The organism is Synechococcus sp. PROS-7-1 (assembly GCF_014279795.1).
Classification (GTDB): domain Bacteria; phylum Cyanobacteriota; class Cyanobacteriia; order PCC-6307; family Cyanobiaceae; genus Synechococcus_C.
In genome coordinates, this window is record NZ_CP047945.1 from 2417666 (window position 1) to 2430247 (window position 12582).

Genomic DNA, 12582 nt, shown 5'->3' on the forward strand with positions numbered 1-12582 from the left:
AAACCCGACAAAATGCAGTGTCTTCAACGGTTCATCCGGTCATGAGCACCGCCAGCAATCCCGATGTTCTGGTGATCGCCGCCAGCAATGGCGAGAACCTCAAGCTGGCGCAGCGTTTCGTCGACGAAGCCAAAGCGCAAGGCAAGTCCGCTGACCTGCTGGATCTCACCACCCTGGATCTGCCGCTGTTTACCCCTCGGGTAAAAGAAACAGGCATCCCCGATGGTGTGCGTCCCCTGCATGAGCAACTGATGGGAGCCCCGCGCTGGGTGATCTGCGCCCCTGAGTACAACGGGTCCATTCCCCCAGTGCTCACCAGCGCCATTGCCTGGCTGTCGGTGCAGGGGGACGATTTCCGTGCCCTGTTCAACGGTCGGCCCGTGGCGATGGCCAGCTTCTCGGGAGGCCCTGGCATCGAACTGCTGATGGTGCTGCGCACCCAGCTCACCCATCTCGGAGCCCAGGTTGTAGGCCGCACCCTGGCGGGTAACCAAAACCGTCCGCCCCGGGACAGCTCCCTGCAGGATCTGCTGAACCGGCTGATGCAGATGGAACCGCTGAGCCTCTGAGCCGAGGACCCCCTTTCTCTTACATGCTTGAACCAGTTTCACCTCCAGCCGATCGATGCTGTGGCGGATCAGCTGCGCGCTCTACGTGGTGACCACCCCACCCTGGGCGACCCCGACTCCGGCAGTGCTCCAGGCACCCCCTTTGAAGCGATTCCCGACGACTGGGCCTGCCCGATCTGCGGCGCCCGCAAGGCTAGCTTTGAGCCCTACCGGGAAGCGGAATTGAAATCCGCTTGACGCTCCCCCCAGGCGTGTAAAGAGTTCAACACTGGCAATAGCTCATTCCCAAGGTTCGTCAGCGTGTACTCCACGCGCGGCGGTACCTCGGGATGGATCGTCCGATGCACCACGCCATCGGCCTCTAAATCGCGTAGCTGAGCCGTCAACACTTTCTGACTCACACCATTCAGTGCCCGCTGCAAATCAGAAAAGCGCTGGATGCCATCCACTAATTCACGAAGGATGAGCAACTTCCAGCGCCCCTGAATCACTTTCATGGCTAACTCGGCCTTGCAATTGCTGTGATCGCGTCCAGCGCTGAACCCAGTGCCTTCATCCATGGGTTACCTCGAGGTCACCGAACCACTTTGCGGTGCGTCCTTGTGCAATGGCAAGCCATCAGCTGACCATCAGGAAGCCAAAGCAATCCCCCCATGCCTCAAGCGAGCAACCAGCCAACCGTCCTTTCATTGGACGCAGGAACCCACGCACTGTGCACCTGTGGGCTCAGCAAAAACGGCGCCTTCTGCGATGGCAGCCACCAAGGCACTGACAAGACTCCGCACATCCTGAAACTCGACACCGCCAAAACAATCGTCAGTTGCTCCTGTGGCAGCAGCAGCAACATGCCGTTCTGCGATGGCAGTCACAGTCAAATCGGCAACACTCAAAGCACACCCTGGTGGAAGTTCTGGGCATGAACAACGCTCCCGACACAGGCCTACTGGTGATCACCGCCAGCAACGGTGAAAACCTCAAGCTGGCGGATCGGTTCGCGACGCACGCCAAAGCCTTTGGACAAAACGCCGAGGTGCTGGATCTCACCAGGATCGACCTGCCTCTCTTCACCCCCAGAGCCCAAGACTGCGGCATTCCAGCGGCAGTCGCGCCTCTGCAGCAGCAGCTCATGAACACAGCACGCTGGGTGATCTGCGCGCCGGAATACAACGGCTCGATCCCTCCATCGCTAACAAACGCGATCGCATGGCTTTCGGTGCAGGGCGAAGACTTCCGCAGCCTGTTCAACGGGCGACCCATTGCGATCGCCACCTTCTCCGGTGGTGGTGGCATGGAGCTGCTGCTGTCACTGCGGATTCAACTCACCCATCTGGGCGCCCAAGTGGTGGGCCGCCAGCTGCTCAGCAACTACGCCAAGCCCCCCAAGGACGAGAGCATCACTGATCTGCTGCAGCGTCTTCTGCAAATGACACCACTTGCACTCTGAGCCGAGCCATGCCCGCACCTCTTTCCACCAACAATCTCGGCTTCGTCATCCGCCCAGCCGCAGAACGCTTCCACAGCTGCCACGACTGGCTCGAGTCTTGGCACAGCTTCTCCTTCGCGGGCCACTACTCCCCTGACTGGATGGGCTTTGGCCCCCTGCGCGTGATCAACGACGACACGATTGCTGCGGGTCGGGGCTTCGGCATGCACCCGCACCGCGACATGGAAATCATCACAGTGATGATCCAGGGCCAGTTGAACCATCGGGATTCGATGGGCAACAGCGGCGTGATCAACGCAGGCGATGTTCAGCGCATGAGTGCTGGCACCGGCATCGTTCACTCCGAGATGAATGAAGGCCATGAGGCCTGCCGACTGCTGCAGATCTGGATCGAGCCCAGCGACGAAGGACTCTCACCGGCTTACGAACAGCGGACGCCCAACATCGGATCCGACACCTGGACACCACTGTTGGCCCCGAACGACCCTTCGGTGATGGCGATCGAACGCCCGGTGAGCCTTTGGCGCGCAAAGCCCAAAGCTGGTCAGACCCTGCCGTGGCCTGTCCAATCCATCGAGCGCGGCTGGATCCAGATGATTGAGGGCGAGATTGAGCTACCGCGACCATCGGCTGCAAGCATTCGCTTGCGCAAGGGTGACGGGCTGGGATTCAGGGGATTATCCTCCGATCTCAAGATCCTGCAGAGCCACAGCGACAGCAGCGATGTGCTGCTGTTCGCACTGGAGTGATAACGATGAAAGGATTGATCTCGCCTCAACTCGAGGTGCTGGTGTCGCGCTCCATGGCATCGATGCGACCGGTGGTGATTTCCTTGTTCGTGATCAATGCCATGACACTGGGCCCCGGTGTGGCCCATGTGCTCGTGCCGTGGAACCCATGGAATGCCCTGCTCGCAGGAAACCTCTGTGCTGCCCTGCTCCTGCTGGTGTGGCACAAACCGGGCCTGATGCTGCAACAAGCTCGCCAAACGTCTTGGCGATCCTGGTTGTTGATCTTGGTGGATGCCGCGCTGGCCTCGTCGTTATCAGCCTTGATCTTCGTGGGGCTGGAGTCCACCACAGCCAGCAATGCCATTCTCATCGGTCGTCTAGCTCCGGTGCTCTATGCACTGCTCGGCGCCGTGTTTTTCCGCACTCGCGTGTTGACGCAGGAATGGTTCGGCTACGGATTCATCATCGTGGGGGTGATGGGAATCGTGCTGATCGGCAATCACGAGATGATCCGCCGAGGCGATCTGCTGATCCTGATCTCCACCATCGTTTTTGCCCTCTCATCCATCATCGGCAAAGCAGCTGTGAAAGATGCTGTGGAGGTTGAACTGCTGCTGTTCGCACGCAATGTTGTGTCCAGCCTGCTGTTCTTTGTAGTTGCAGGATCACTGCTTGGTTTTCAACAGTTTGAACCCCTCAGCCAAGGAATCTTCTGGCTGATCATGCTGCTCTATGCCGCGCTTCTGATCGTGGTTTCGCAATACCTCTGGTATCAATCCTCACGGTCTTTAAGCACAATCAGCATGGGCCGGTGGGCAGCACCAGGCCCGCTGATCGGATTGATGGCCGCCTTCCTGATCAATGGGGACCGACCAACGACATCACAACTGCTTGGAGCGGCTGTGATCATTCTCGGAGTAACGGTTACCACGTTCAAACCGACCCACTCAGAGTCGAGCAGCCATGACGAAGCGCTTGAAAAGAAAGTGACTTTGGCGGATTCACACCATCCAATTGGCGGAAGCGCGTGCCCCTGACCAAGACACTACCGATAGAGTCTTCATCGAGACCGGACCTCAGAGAATCCTGCTAGCAAGAAAAACAATATTTACCACAAGTTAATCAGTAAACTTGAGATCACCTGGCTTCAAAGCAAGCCAACGCAAGCGTGATAAACAAATTTAAACCCGATCCCGAAGAGAATCAGTAATTCGCGCACACACCACATGTTGTGCCCTGAAATGGCATCGTCACCACACATTGTCCCCTCGAGAATGGGATTCCAGGAAGAGCCTCAGTACGCGGTTCGTTACCGCGGTTTTGTTCTGCTGCAACAACGCAACCACAGCTGGCTGGTTCGACCAGAACGCAGCCCGATGACGCTTCTTCCCTTCCGTACACCCACCTGCTCGCTAGAGGATGTCAAAGCATTGGTTGATTGGCGGCTTCAGCAGGAAACAAGCCTGCTCTCAGCTGCCTGAAGCCGCTCAGGCGGCTTGCGGGGGAGGGGTGGGTGAACCCTGGGGCTGGAAAGGGAGCACCAAGGTGGCCCAACGTTCGGGACGCTGAGGGCGCTGACGACGGGCTTGGCGCACACCAAACGGTACCCGCAACACATTTGTGCCCTCGATGGGGAGGGTATGACCGCGACCGAGCGCTTCCTCGAGGCATCCTGGGATTTCAGGAAGCTGGAGCCCCTCACCCTCCTGCTTTGCAGACAATGAATCGTTGGGTGTGTCGCTGATCATGAATCCTCTTGAATGCGACGAGATGCTGTGCAGTGTGGTGATGAAACCATCGACACAAACAAAAATCGAACGTTTAATTTTCGATTTCAGTGAAAATTTATCGCACTGAGGGCGATTCAGCCAGATCCATCACGCTCGGGCAGGTGCAAATCAAGTTGCGATCACCAAAGGCATTGTCGATGCGGGCCACGGCAGGCCAGAACTTGGTCTGCTGCTGGCCAGGCAACGGGAAAGCAGCTTCTTGTCGCGAATAGGGCCTCTGCCAGTGATCGTCTGTCACTGCCGCCAGAGTGTGGGGGGAGCGTTTCAGGGGATTGTTGTCGCGATCGCTTTCTCCGCTCTCAATGCGAGCCACCTCCTCCCGGATGGCAATCATGGCGTCACAGAAACGATCGAGTTCGTCGAGGCTTTCGCTCTCTGTGGGCTCCACCATCACGGTGCCGGCCACAGGCCAGCTCACGGTGGGGGCATGGAAGCCGTAATCCATCAAACGCTTCGCGAGATCATCCACTTCCAGCCCTGCGCTGCGCTTGAGTCCGCGCAGGTCAAGGATGCATTCATGGGCCACCAGACCTCCTTCACCGCGAAACAGCACGGGATAGTGCGCATCCAGGCGATGAGCCAGATAGTTGGCCGATAGCAAGGCCACCGCCGTGGCGGTGCGCAAACCTTCAGCGCCCATCATGCGCAGATACATCCAGCTGATCGGCAGGATTCCGGCACTACCCCAGGCCGCTGCAGACACCGATGAAATGGGCTGATCGCCTCCGCACTGCATCAGGGGGTGGCCTGGCAGAAAAGGCTGGAGATGGGCAGCAACTCCGATCGGACCCACCCCGGGGCCACCGCCACCGTGGGGAATGCAGAAGGTCTTGTGCAGATTCAAATGGCAGACATCAGCGCCGAAGGCACCGGGGCGGCACAGCCCCACCTGGGCATTGAGGTTGGCGCCATCGAGATACACCTGGCCGCCATGCTCATGAACGAGAGAGCAGATCTCTCGAATCCGTGTTTCGAACACACCATGGGTTGAGGGATAGGTGACCATCAAGGCAGCGAGCACATCGGCGTGCTCCCTGGCTTTGGATCGCAGATCCTCAACATCCACGTTGCCATCCTCATCACAGGCCACGGCCACCACGCGCAGTCCAGCCATCACCGCACTGGCAGGGTTGGTTCCATGGGCGCTGGTGGGAATGAGGCACACATCCCGCTGGGCCTCCCCGCGGGACCGATGCCACGCCCTGATCACCAACAAACCGGCATATTCCCCCTGGGATCCGGCATTGGGCTGCAATGAAACAGCGGCGAAACCTGTCAGAGCGGCGAGCCAACGCTCCAAATCACGGATCAGCGCCTGAAATCCCTCCTGTTGCTCCAAGGGAGCAAAGGGGTGGATCGCAGCGAACTCACGCCAACTCACTGGAGCCAGTTCAGCCGCCGCGTTGAGCTTCATCGTGCAGCTGCCCAAGGGGATCATGCCGTGCACCAACGACAGATCCTTGCTGACGAGACGCTGGATGTAGCGCATCAATTCGGTTTCGCTGCGATAGCGATGAAACACGCTCTGCTGAAGCCAGGGACGCTGACGCAAGGGAACCCCAGCCATCACCTCCGCTGGAGTTGATGGCAGCGCCGGTGTTGCTGGAACCTTCTCAACAACCTCCGCACAGATGGAGAGCAGGCTCTGAATCTCGCCTTCATCACTGAGCTCATCAAGGCTGATTCCAAACCCGAGGGCCTGGTCCGCCGGCACACCGTCGGGCAGCACCCTCAGATTGAAACCCTCGCGAGCCGCCAGGCGATGCACAAGGGGAGCCTGGGGGCAATGCACGTCGACACTGTCGAAGCGAGCACCACCTGGCACAGGGAAACCAATTGCAGCCAACCCCACCTCCAGACGGGAACGCAACAACACAATTCGGTTGGCAATGGTCTCAAGGCCCTCGGGGCCGTGATGGATGGCGTAGAACGACGCCATCACGGCGAGCAGAACCTGGGCGGTGCAGATATTGCTGGTGGCCTTGTCCCGGCGGATGTGCTGCTCGCGGGTTTGCAAGGCCAGGCGCAGAGCAGGACGCCCCTCGGCATCGCGAGACTGGCCCACCAACCGGCCAGGCACCTGACGACGGTAGGCATCCCGGGTGGCGAAGAACGCTGCATGGGGTCCGCCCCCTCCCATCGGAACTCCAAAGCGCTGGGCACTGCCCACGGCGATATCCGCACCCAGTGCACCCACGGGCTCAAGAAGCACCTGCGCGAGTGGATCAACCGAAACGGTGACCAGGGCACCGTGCGTGTGGGCCCTTTCAATGCAAGCGCGTGGATCCCAAAGCCGGCCGCAACGTCCGGGAAGCTGGAGCAAAACCCCAAAAACGTCATCACCCCAGCGGAAGGCATCTGGCTCAGCAACCTCCAACTGCACACCGATGGGCTCACAGCGGGTGCGCAGCACTGCCAGGGTCTGCGGCAACACGGCGGCATCCACCAAGAAACGGCATGCCCCCTCGCGTTTGCACACACCAAAGCTCATCGACATCGCCTCAGCAGCGGCCGTGGCCTCGTCGAGTAGGGAGGCGTTGGCGATCGGCAGTCCCGTCAGCTCGCTGATCAGAGTCTGAAAATTCAACAGTGCTTCCAGGCGCCCCTGGGCGATCTCTGCCTGATAGGGGGTGTAAGCGGTGTACCAGGCTGGGTTTTCCAGCACTTGACGCTGAATCAGAGCCGGAGTGACGGTATCGAAATAACCCAGACCGATTAGAGAACGGGTCAGCTGATTACGACTGGCGATCGTTCGCAATTCAGCCAGGGCAGGAGCCTCATCGACTCCTGAAGGAAGATCAGCACGGGGCGGCTGTGAGTCGAGAATGTCGCCGGGAACAACCGCTTGGATGAAGGCGTCAAGGTCTGCAAATCCAAGGGCTTGCAGCATCCGGTCCACAGCCTGGGATTCAGGTCCGATGTGGCGGCGGACGAAAGGAGAGATCGGTTCAACAGTGCTTGAGGCCGCCGTCCGCTGATCGAGCAGGGTCATGGGGCCAGAGCAATCTGAAGAACTGTAAGAAACTTCCAGATCGACCGGCTCGGGGCGTCAGATGGCCGCCACCTTGGCCGCGTAGGTGGCCGCATCCATCAGCTGATCCATCTGATCCGGGTCACTGAGTTGAATCACCAGCAGCCAACCCTCGCCGTGGGGGTCATTTTGAAGTTCTTCCGGATTCGCCAACAAGGCATCGTTGCGCTGCAGCACGACACCACTGAGGGGCGCATACATCTCTTCAACGGCCTTGACCGACTCCACGGTTCCGAAGCTGCTGCCGCGGTTGAGTTCAGCCCCTACCTCCGGCAGATCCACAAAAACAATGTCCCCGAGCTGGTCGACGGCGTAGGCACTGAGCCCGATCCGGACTGCATCGGCGTCCTGCCAAGCGTATTCGTGGCTGTCGGCGTAACGGTACGAATCGGGGAAGTCGAAGGCCATCGGGCCAGCATTGAGCAATGCCTACCTAGTGTGGGCCAGATCCAGCCGTCCTGCCGCAGCCAGTGCCTGCAGGGCATCGATCAAAGCCAGCTCAACGTGGGCCCGGTGCGTGCCGCCCTGCACATAGAGATTGAACGGTTCCCGTAAGGGTGCATCAGCGGAAAATTCACTGGTGCTGCCATCGATAAACGTGCCGCCTGCCATCACCAGATCACTGGCATAACCCGGCATGGCTGCAGGCACCGGATCGAGATAGGAGCCCACCGGTGAGCAGGCCTGAAAGGCACGGCACACCACCTTCAACGCCTCGGCATCTCCCAACTGCACCGCTTGAATCAGATCACTGCGCAAGGCTCCGGCGGCTGGCTGTACGCGATAGCCCAGATCTGCGAACACTCCGGCCACCAGATCAGCACCGATCAGGGATTCCGCGACCATCTGCGGAGCCAGGAACAGCCCCTGGAGCAGCAACCGATGCAAATCGAAGCCCGTGCCGCCCTCACGGCCGATGCCCGGAGCTGTGAGACGGCAACAGGCCCGCTCCACAAGATCGTTGCGGCCAGCCACATAACCACCGGCTGGAGCGATCGTGCCTCCGAGGTTCTTGATCAGCGAACCGGCGACCAGATCTGCTCCCACTGCAGGCGGCTCCTGCTCTTCCACGAGCTCGCCATAGCAGTTGTCGACAAAACAGATGCAGTCGGGCTGGCGACGGTGGATTCGCTCACAAAGCCTGCCGATGGTCTGCACGCTGAGAGAGGGGCGCCAGCTGTACCCACAACTGCGCTGAATCAACACCAATTGGCAGGGCTGATCGAGCATCTGATCCACTCCCTCCTCATCCACCGAACCGTCCGGACGCAGGAGAAGTTCCTCGTAGGCAACGCCGAAGTCCCGAAGGGATCCCTGCCCCTCACCCCGCAGACCGATCACCTCTTCCAAGGTGTCGTAAGGACGCCCAGTGATGGACACCATGCGATCGCCCGGGCGAAGCACTCCGAACAGGGCTGCAGCAATGGCATGGGTACCGCTGACGAATTGCAATCGGACCGCTGCGGCTTCTGCGCCCAACACCCGGGCGAACACCCGATCGATCACCTCCCGCCCCTGATCGCCGTGGCCGTAACCGCTCACCGAGGCGAAGTGCTGCGGACCCACCCGTTCCGCCGCAAAAGCGTCCAGAACCCTTCGCAACCGGGGGGCAACAGCGGCGGTTCGCGTTCGGGCGACAGGTTCCAAGCGCTCGCGAACAGCTTGAACTCGTGCTCGCGCTAAAGCCAGTGCCTCGCTGGGTTCCAAAGGAGTTTTAGGGGGATGTGCCCCCGACCGTTCTGAACCCATTGCCATCGGAAACCCGCGGAGAACCTGCTGCGTTCTTTTACATTCACATCTCCAACCGTCTTTTTCCTTTCCTTCTGTGTCCGTTCGGACTGCAACTGGATCGGATCATGGAGATTCTTCTTGGTTACCACCAGCCCCGCCGACACCGGCAGCCAACGGGACTTGCGCCTACGCGCAGCCGTCATGGCGCCCAGAGCGCCGTTGCCGCGCCGGCAGCGACGTTTGAAGGGAGGAACCACGAGCTTCATGGTGGTGATGCACGTGCTCGCCACCGTGGCCTTACTGCCGCGGTTTTGGAGCTGGCAAGGGATCGCCGTCTTCGCTGTTCTGTATTGGATGACCGTTCTCGGTGTGACCCTGGGTCTGCACCGCCTGGTGGCACACCGCAGCTTCGAGGTGCCGTCATGGCTGGAGAAAACATTGGTGATCATGGGCACCCTGGCCTGCCAGAGCGGGCCGATCGAGTGGATTGCACTCCACCGCCATCACCATCGCTTCTCCGACCAGCCCAATGATCACCACGACGCCGGTCGTGGCCTCTGGTGGAGCCACAGCGAATGGATGCTTCACGAAATTCCAGCCTTGGAGCACAAGGAGCGTTATGCCGGGGATCTGCTCAGCAGTCCCTTTTATGTGTGGCTCGACCGTTGGTTCCTGCTGCTGCAGATCCCCCTGGGTCTAGCGCTGTATTGGTATGGCAATGCGGCCAACGTGCACGGCGGCGGACTCGGACTCGTGCTCTGGGCCATTCCCCTTCGCCTGGTGGTCGTTTACCACGTCACCTGGCTTGTGAATTCCGCCACCCACGCATTCGGCTACCGCAATTTCAATTGTCCGGACCTTTCTCGCAATTGCTGGTGGGTGGCAGTGCTGTCCTTCGGCGAAGGCTGGCACAACAATCATCACGCCCATCCGGCCAGCGCCCGTCATGGCCTGCGTTGGTTCGAAGTCGACATCACCTGGCTGCACATCCGACTGCTGCAGAAATTGGGGCTGACCCGCCGGGTGCGCCAGGCGCGTTACCCCGGCTGAGTGGTCGCGCGAAGCTCGGCGAGAAAAGCTTCAGCGCTGAGCCCCTGGCGGCCCTCCAGCTTGAGGTGCGTGGCATAAAGATCGAGGAACTCGCCGTCGAGTTCTTCGGCGCTGTAGTCACGCATCCCCGCCATCACCTCCGCAAAACGCTCGCGGCGCTGGGTTTTGCTAACCGGATAAGCCTCCATCACCAGATCACGGCATTGACGCCAGGACTGCCCGCGGCAGAGTCTGTCGGCAATGGCGGCACTGAGGAGTGACGACTCCTGGGGCGCAATCCGCCAATCAAAGCCGGGCGGCAGGGACGCCAAGCCGACAAAGATCTCGAACAAGGCTCCGGCACCAAGGGGGTTTGATTGCGCATCGAGCAGGGGCACTGCACCGTCTTTCAGCACCTTGAGCAGATCGGGATGCACCTCAGCCAGGTGCTCCCTGATTGGGGCCAGACCGGCGTGAAGCACCGTATTGGCCTGACCGAGAGCCAAAAACACCTCAGGCCCTGGAGAGGCGAGCTTGCCGTTGCGCAGGTTGGAGATCTGGGAGTTGTGCACACGCCCGAGATCGAGCGCATCAGCCAAGGCAGGCAACACCTTGTGCGACCAGCCATTGCGCTCATGCCAGACGTGAATGAGATGGGCCATTGCCTGACGCCCCTCGGCCAGCTGATCGCGGTAACCCCTGGTCACATGATCAGCATCACTGGTGTTGCTCATTGCTTGATACGGATCCGTATTGCGTATAGTCTGCGGATATCAACCAGATAAGGCCATGGCCTCAAGCGTCATCACTGCGCCATCACCCCCCAGTCGACCGGCAGCTTCGCACCGGGCCCAGGCGCTTGCAACCCTGCTGCAACAGCCTCGCCGGGGCAAGACCTCAGCGGCACCGAAAAAGGGACTTCACTGGCTGACGATCGGTTTCATGATCGTGATCCATAGCCTGGCCCTTCTGGCCTTGCTGCCGATGTTCTGGAGCTGGCAGGCCGTCACCAGCCTGCTGGTGCTCTACTGGGTCACCGCCTGCCTAGGCGTGACCATCGGCTATCACCGCTTGCTGTCCCACCGATCCTTCCAGCTCCCTCGCTGGCTGGAACGCTTCTTCGCCACTTGCGGCGCCCTCAGCTGCCAGCACGGGCCGATCGACTGGGTGGGATTGCACCGCCATCACCACAAGTTTTCCGATACGGATGCGGATCACCACAACAGCCACCGCGGCTTCTGGTGGAGCCACATGGGTTGGATGTTCGAGTCCGTCCCAGCCATGAAGGCCGTGCCCCGCATGACCGGCGACCTGGCACAGGATCCGTACTACCGCTGGCTCAATAACAATTTCCTGCTGCTGCAGCTGCCCTTGGCCGGCCTGCTGTTTTGGATTGGCACCGCCACCGGAGCTGGCGGCTGGGCCTTGGTGCTGTGGGGCATTCCCCTGCGCCTGGCGCTGGTGTATCACGTCACCTGGCTCGTGAATTCCGCCACCCACTGCTGGGGAACCGTGGCTTACGACAGCGGTGACGCCTCCCGTAACAACAAGTGGGTGGCCGCCCTCACCTTCGGCGAGGGCTGGCACAACAACCACCACGCGTATCCGCACTCCGCCCGCCACGGACTTCAGCCAGGGCAGATCGACCTCACTTGGGAGCACATCCGGCTGATGCGGGCCCTTGGGCTGGCCACGAAAATACGCCTGCCCGTCGCGTCGTAAAATTACCGATCGCTTATTCGACGTCGTCCGGAATTATCGCCATGGCCAAGCGCGTACAAGTCGTTCTGAATGAGGACGTTCTCAGCCTCGGCAGGGATGGCGACATGGTGGAAGTTGCCCCCGGGTATGCCCGCAACTTCCTTCTCCCTTACGGCAAAGCCGTCCCAGTCACCCCAGCGGTGATGAAGCAGGTGGAGCATCGCCGGGCCAAGGAGGCTGAGCGCCAAGCCGCACTCAAGCAAGACGCCCTGGCCTTCCGCACCGCCCTCGACACCATCGGTCGCTTCACCGTGAAGAAGCAGACCGGCGATGACGACGTGCTGTTCGGAACCGTCACCAATGGCGACGTGGCCGAAGTGATTGAAGAAGCCACCAAGAAGGAGGTGGACCGCCGCGACATCACCGTTCCCGACATCCACCGCACCGGCAACTACAAGGTCAGCGTCAAGCTGCACAGTGAAGTCACCGCTGAAATCAACCTGGAAGTGGTCAGCTACTGACCCAGGTCGCAAGGGGATATGTGAGGCCGTCACAG

The 12582-nt window shown here is 60.3% G+C and carries 15 protein-coding genes and 1 pseudogene; 10 read left to right on the plus strand and 6 right to left on the minus strand.

Going from position 1 to position 12582, the window contains the following annotated elements:
- Positions 1–41 precede the first annotated feature (41 nt).
- A complete protein-coding gene (locus SynPROS71_RS13065; protein WP_186595644.1) occupies positions 42–569 on the plus strand; it encodes an NAD(P)H-dependent oxidoreductase in 528 nt (175 codons plus the stop codon).
- A 96-nt stretch (positions 570–665) separates the two neighbouring features.
- Positions 666–806 (plus strand): annotated as a pseudogene (locus tag SynPROS71_RS13070) (rubredoxin); the annotation flags it as partial.
- Here the strand turns inward: SynPROS71_RS13070 and SynPROS71_RS13075 are convergent.
- The gene (locus SynPROS71_RS13075; RefSeq protein WP_186595646.1) at positions 776–1129 is read right to left on the minus strand and encodes a helix-turn-helix domain-containing protein; all 354 of its coding nucleotides are present in this window, start codon (positions 1127–1129) and stop codon (positions 776–778) included. The pseudogene SynPROS71_RS13070 and the gene SynPROS71_RS13075 overlap by 31 nt on opposite strands.
- A 93-nt stretch (positions 1130–1222) precedes the next feature.
- Between SynPROS71_RS13075 and SynPROS71_RS13080 the strand changes: the two genes are divergently transcribed.
- From SynPROS71_RS13080 to SynPROS71_RS13100, 5 genes are all read left to right on the plus strand, one after another.
- Entirely contained in the window at positions 1223–1489 is a 267-nt protein-coding gene (locus SynPROS71_RS13080; RefSeq protein WP_186595647.1) for a CDGSH iron-sulfur domain-containing protein, read from the plus strand.
- Entirely contained in the window at positions 1486–2013 is a 528-nt protein-coding gene (locus SynPROS71_RS13085) for an NADPH-dependent FMN reductase (protein WP_186595649.1), read from the plus strand. The genes SynPROS71_RS13080 and SynPROS71_RS13085 overlap by 4 nt, the downstream gene beginning before the upstream one ends.
- Positions 2014–2021: 8 nt before the next feature.
- On the plus strand, positions 2022–2762 hold the full coding sequence (locus SynPROS71_RS13090; protein ID WP_186595651.1) for a pirin-like bicupin family protein: 741 nt from the start codon (positions 2022–2024) through the stop codon (positions 2760–2762).
- Positions 2763–2767: 5 nt separating this feature from the next.
- Positions 2768–3781 (plus strand): DMT family transporter, encoded by a 1014-nt coding sequence (locus tag SynPROS71_RS13095; RefSeq protein WP_186595653.1) that lies wholly within the window; start codon positions 2768–2770, stop codon positions 3779–3781.
- 237 nt (positions 3782–4018) lie between these two features.
- A complete protein-coding gene (locus tag SynPROS71_RS13100; protein ID WP_186583624.1) occupies positions 4019–4225 on the plus strand; it encodes a hypothetical protein in 207 nt (68 codons plus the stop codon).
- Positions 4226–4231: 6 nt separating this feature from the next.
- On the opposite strand, the gene SynPROS71_RS13105 is transcribed toward SynPROS71_RS13100, so the two are convergent.
- The 4 genes from SynPROS71_RS13105 to SynPROS71_RS13120 all read right to left on the minus strand — a co-directional run bounded on the left by SynPROS71_RS13105 (position 4232) and on the right by SynPROS71_RS13120 (position 9314).
- Positions 4232–4492: a hypothetical protein gene (locus SynPROS71_RS13105; protein WP_186583625.1), complete on the minus strand. Its 261-nt coding sequence runs from the start codon at positions 4490–4492 to the stop codon at positions 4232–4234.
- Positions 4493–4589: 97 nt separating this feature from the next.
- Complete coding sequence (gene gcvP, locus SynPROS71_RS13110; RefSeq protein WP_186595655.1) at positions 4590–7526, minus strand: aminomethyl-transferring glycine dehydrogenase; 2937 nt, start codon at positions 7524–7526, stop codon at positions 4590–4592.
- Positions 7527–7583: 57 nt separating this feature from the next.
- On the minus strand, positions 7584–7973 hold the full coding sequence (gcvH, locus tag SynPROS71_RS13115) for a glycine cleavage system protein GcvH (protein WP_186595657.1): 390 nt from the start codon (positions 7971–7973) through the stop codon (positions 7584–7586).
- A gap of 21 nt (positions 7974–7994) precedes the next feature.
- On the minus strand, positions 7995–9314 hold the full coding sequence (locus tag SynPROS71_RS13120; protein ID WP_186598094.1) for a methionine gamma-lyase family protein: 1320 nt from the start codon (positions 9312–9314) through the stop codon (positions 7995–7997).
- 120 nt (positions 9315–9434) lie between these two features.
- On the opposite strand from SynPROS71_RS13120, the gene SynPROS71_RS13125 reads away from it, so the two are divergent.
- Positions 9435–10346, plus strand: coding sequence for a fatty acid desaturase (locus tag SynPROS71_RS13125; protein ID WP_186595659.1), 912 nt, complete (start codon positions 9435–9437; stop codon positions 10344–10346).
- On the opposite strand, the gene SynPROS71_RS13130 is transcribed toward SynPROS71_RS13125, so the two are convergent.
- Entirely contained in the window at positions 10334–11059 is a 726-nt protein-coding gene (locus SynPROS71_RS13130; RefSeq protein WP_186595661.1) for a hypothetical protein, read from the minus strand. The genes SynPROS71_RS13125 and SynPROS71_RS13130 overlap by 13 nt on opposite strands.
- 55 nt (positions 11060–11114) lie before the next feature.
- Between SynPROS71_RS13130 and SynPROS71_RS13135 the strand changes: the two genes are divergently transcribed.
- Entirely contained in the window at positions 11115–12047 is a 933-nt protein-coding gene (locus tag SynPROS71_RS13135; RefSeq protein ID WP_186595663.1) for a fatty acid desaturase, read from the plus strand.
- Between the two features lie 41 nt (positions 12048–12088).
- The gene (rplI, locus tag SynPROS71_RS13140; RefSeq protein WP_186595665.1) at positions 12089–12547 is read left to right on the plus strand and encodes a 50S ribosomal protein L9; all 459 of its coding nucleotides are present in this window, start codon (positions 12089–12091) and stop codon (positions 12545–12547) included.
- Positions 12548–12582: the final 35 nt, after the last annotated feature.

Excerpts from the sequence above, each read along its gene's own strand:
- SynPROS71_RS13100 (WP_186583624.1), top strand. The coding sequence starts at position 4,019 with ATGGGATTCCAGGAAGAGCCTCAGTACGCGGTTCGTTACCGCGGTTTT.
- SynPROS71_RS13135 (WP_186595663.1), top strand. The coding sequence starts at position 11,115 with ATGGCCTCAAGCGTCATCACTGCGCCATCACCCCCCAGTCGACCGGCA.
- SynPROS71_RS13065 (WP_186595644.1), top strand. The coding sequence starts at position 42 with ATGAGCACCGCCAGCAATCCCGATGTTCTGGTGATCGCCGCCAGCAAT.
- SynPROS71_RS13130 (WP_186595661.1), bottom strand. The coding sequence starts at position 11,059 with ATGAGCAACACCAGTGATGCTGATCATGTGACCAGGGGTTACCGCGAT.
- rplI (WP_186595665.1), top strand. The coding sequence starts at position 12,089 with ATGGCCAAGCGCGTACAAGTCGTTCTGAATGAGGACGTTCTCAGCCTC.
- SynPROS71_RS13120 (WP_186598094.1), bottom strand. The coding sequence starts at position 9,314 with ATGGGTTCAGAACGGTCGGGGGCACATCCCCCTAAAACTCCTTTGGAA.
- gcvH (WP_186595657.1), bottom strand. The coding sequence starts at position 7,973 with ATGGCCTTCGACTTCCCCGATTCGTACCGTTACGCCGACAGCCACGAA.
- SynPROS71_RS13095 (WP_186595653.1), top strand. The coding sequence starts at position 2,768 with ATGAAAGGATTGATCTCGCCTCAACTCGAGGTGCTGGTGTCGCGCTCC.
- SynPROS71_RS13085 (WP_186595649.1), top strand. The coding sequence starts at position 1,486 with ATGAACAACGCTCCCGACACAGGCCTACTGGTGATCACCGCCAGCAAC.
- SynPROS71_RS13075 (WP_186595646.1), bottom strand. The coding sequence starts at position 1,129 with ATGGATGAAGGCACTGGGTTCAGCGCTGGACGCGATCACAGCAATTGC.
- SynPROS71_RS13105 (WP_186583625.1), bottom strand. The coding sequence starts at position 4,492 with ATGATCAGCGACACACCCAACGATTCATTGTCTGCAAAGCAGGAGGGT.
- gcvP (WP_186595655.1), bottom strand. The coding sequence starts at position 7,526 with ATGACCCTGCTCGATCAGCGGACGGCGGCCTCAAGCACTGTTGAACCG.
- SynPROS71_RS13090 (WP_186595651.1), top strand. The coding sequence starts at position 2,022 with ATGCCCGCACCTCTTTCCACCAACAATCTCGGCTTCGTCATCCGCCCA.
- SynPROS71_RS13080 (WP_186595647.1), top strand. The coding sequence starts at position 1,223 with ATGCCTCAAGCGAGCAACCAGCCAACCGTCCTTTCATTGGACGCAGGA.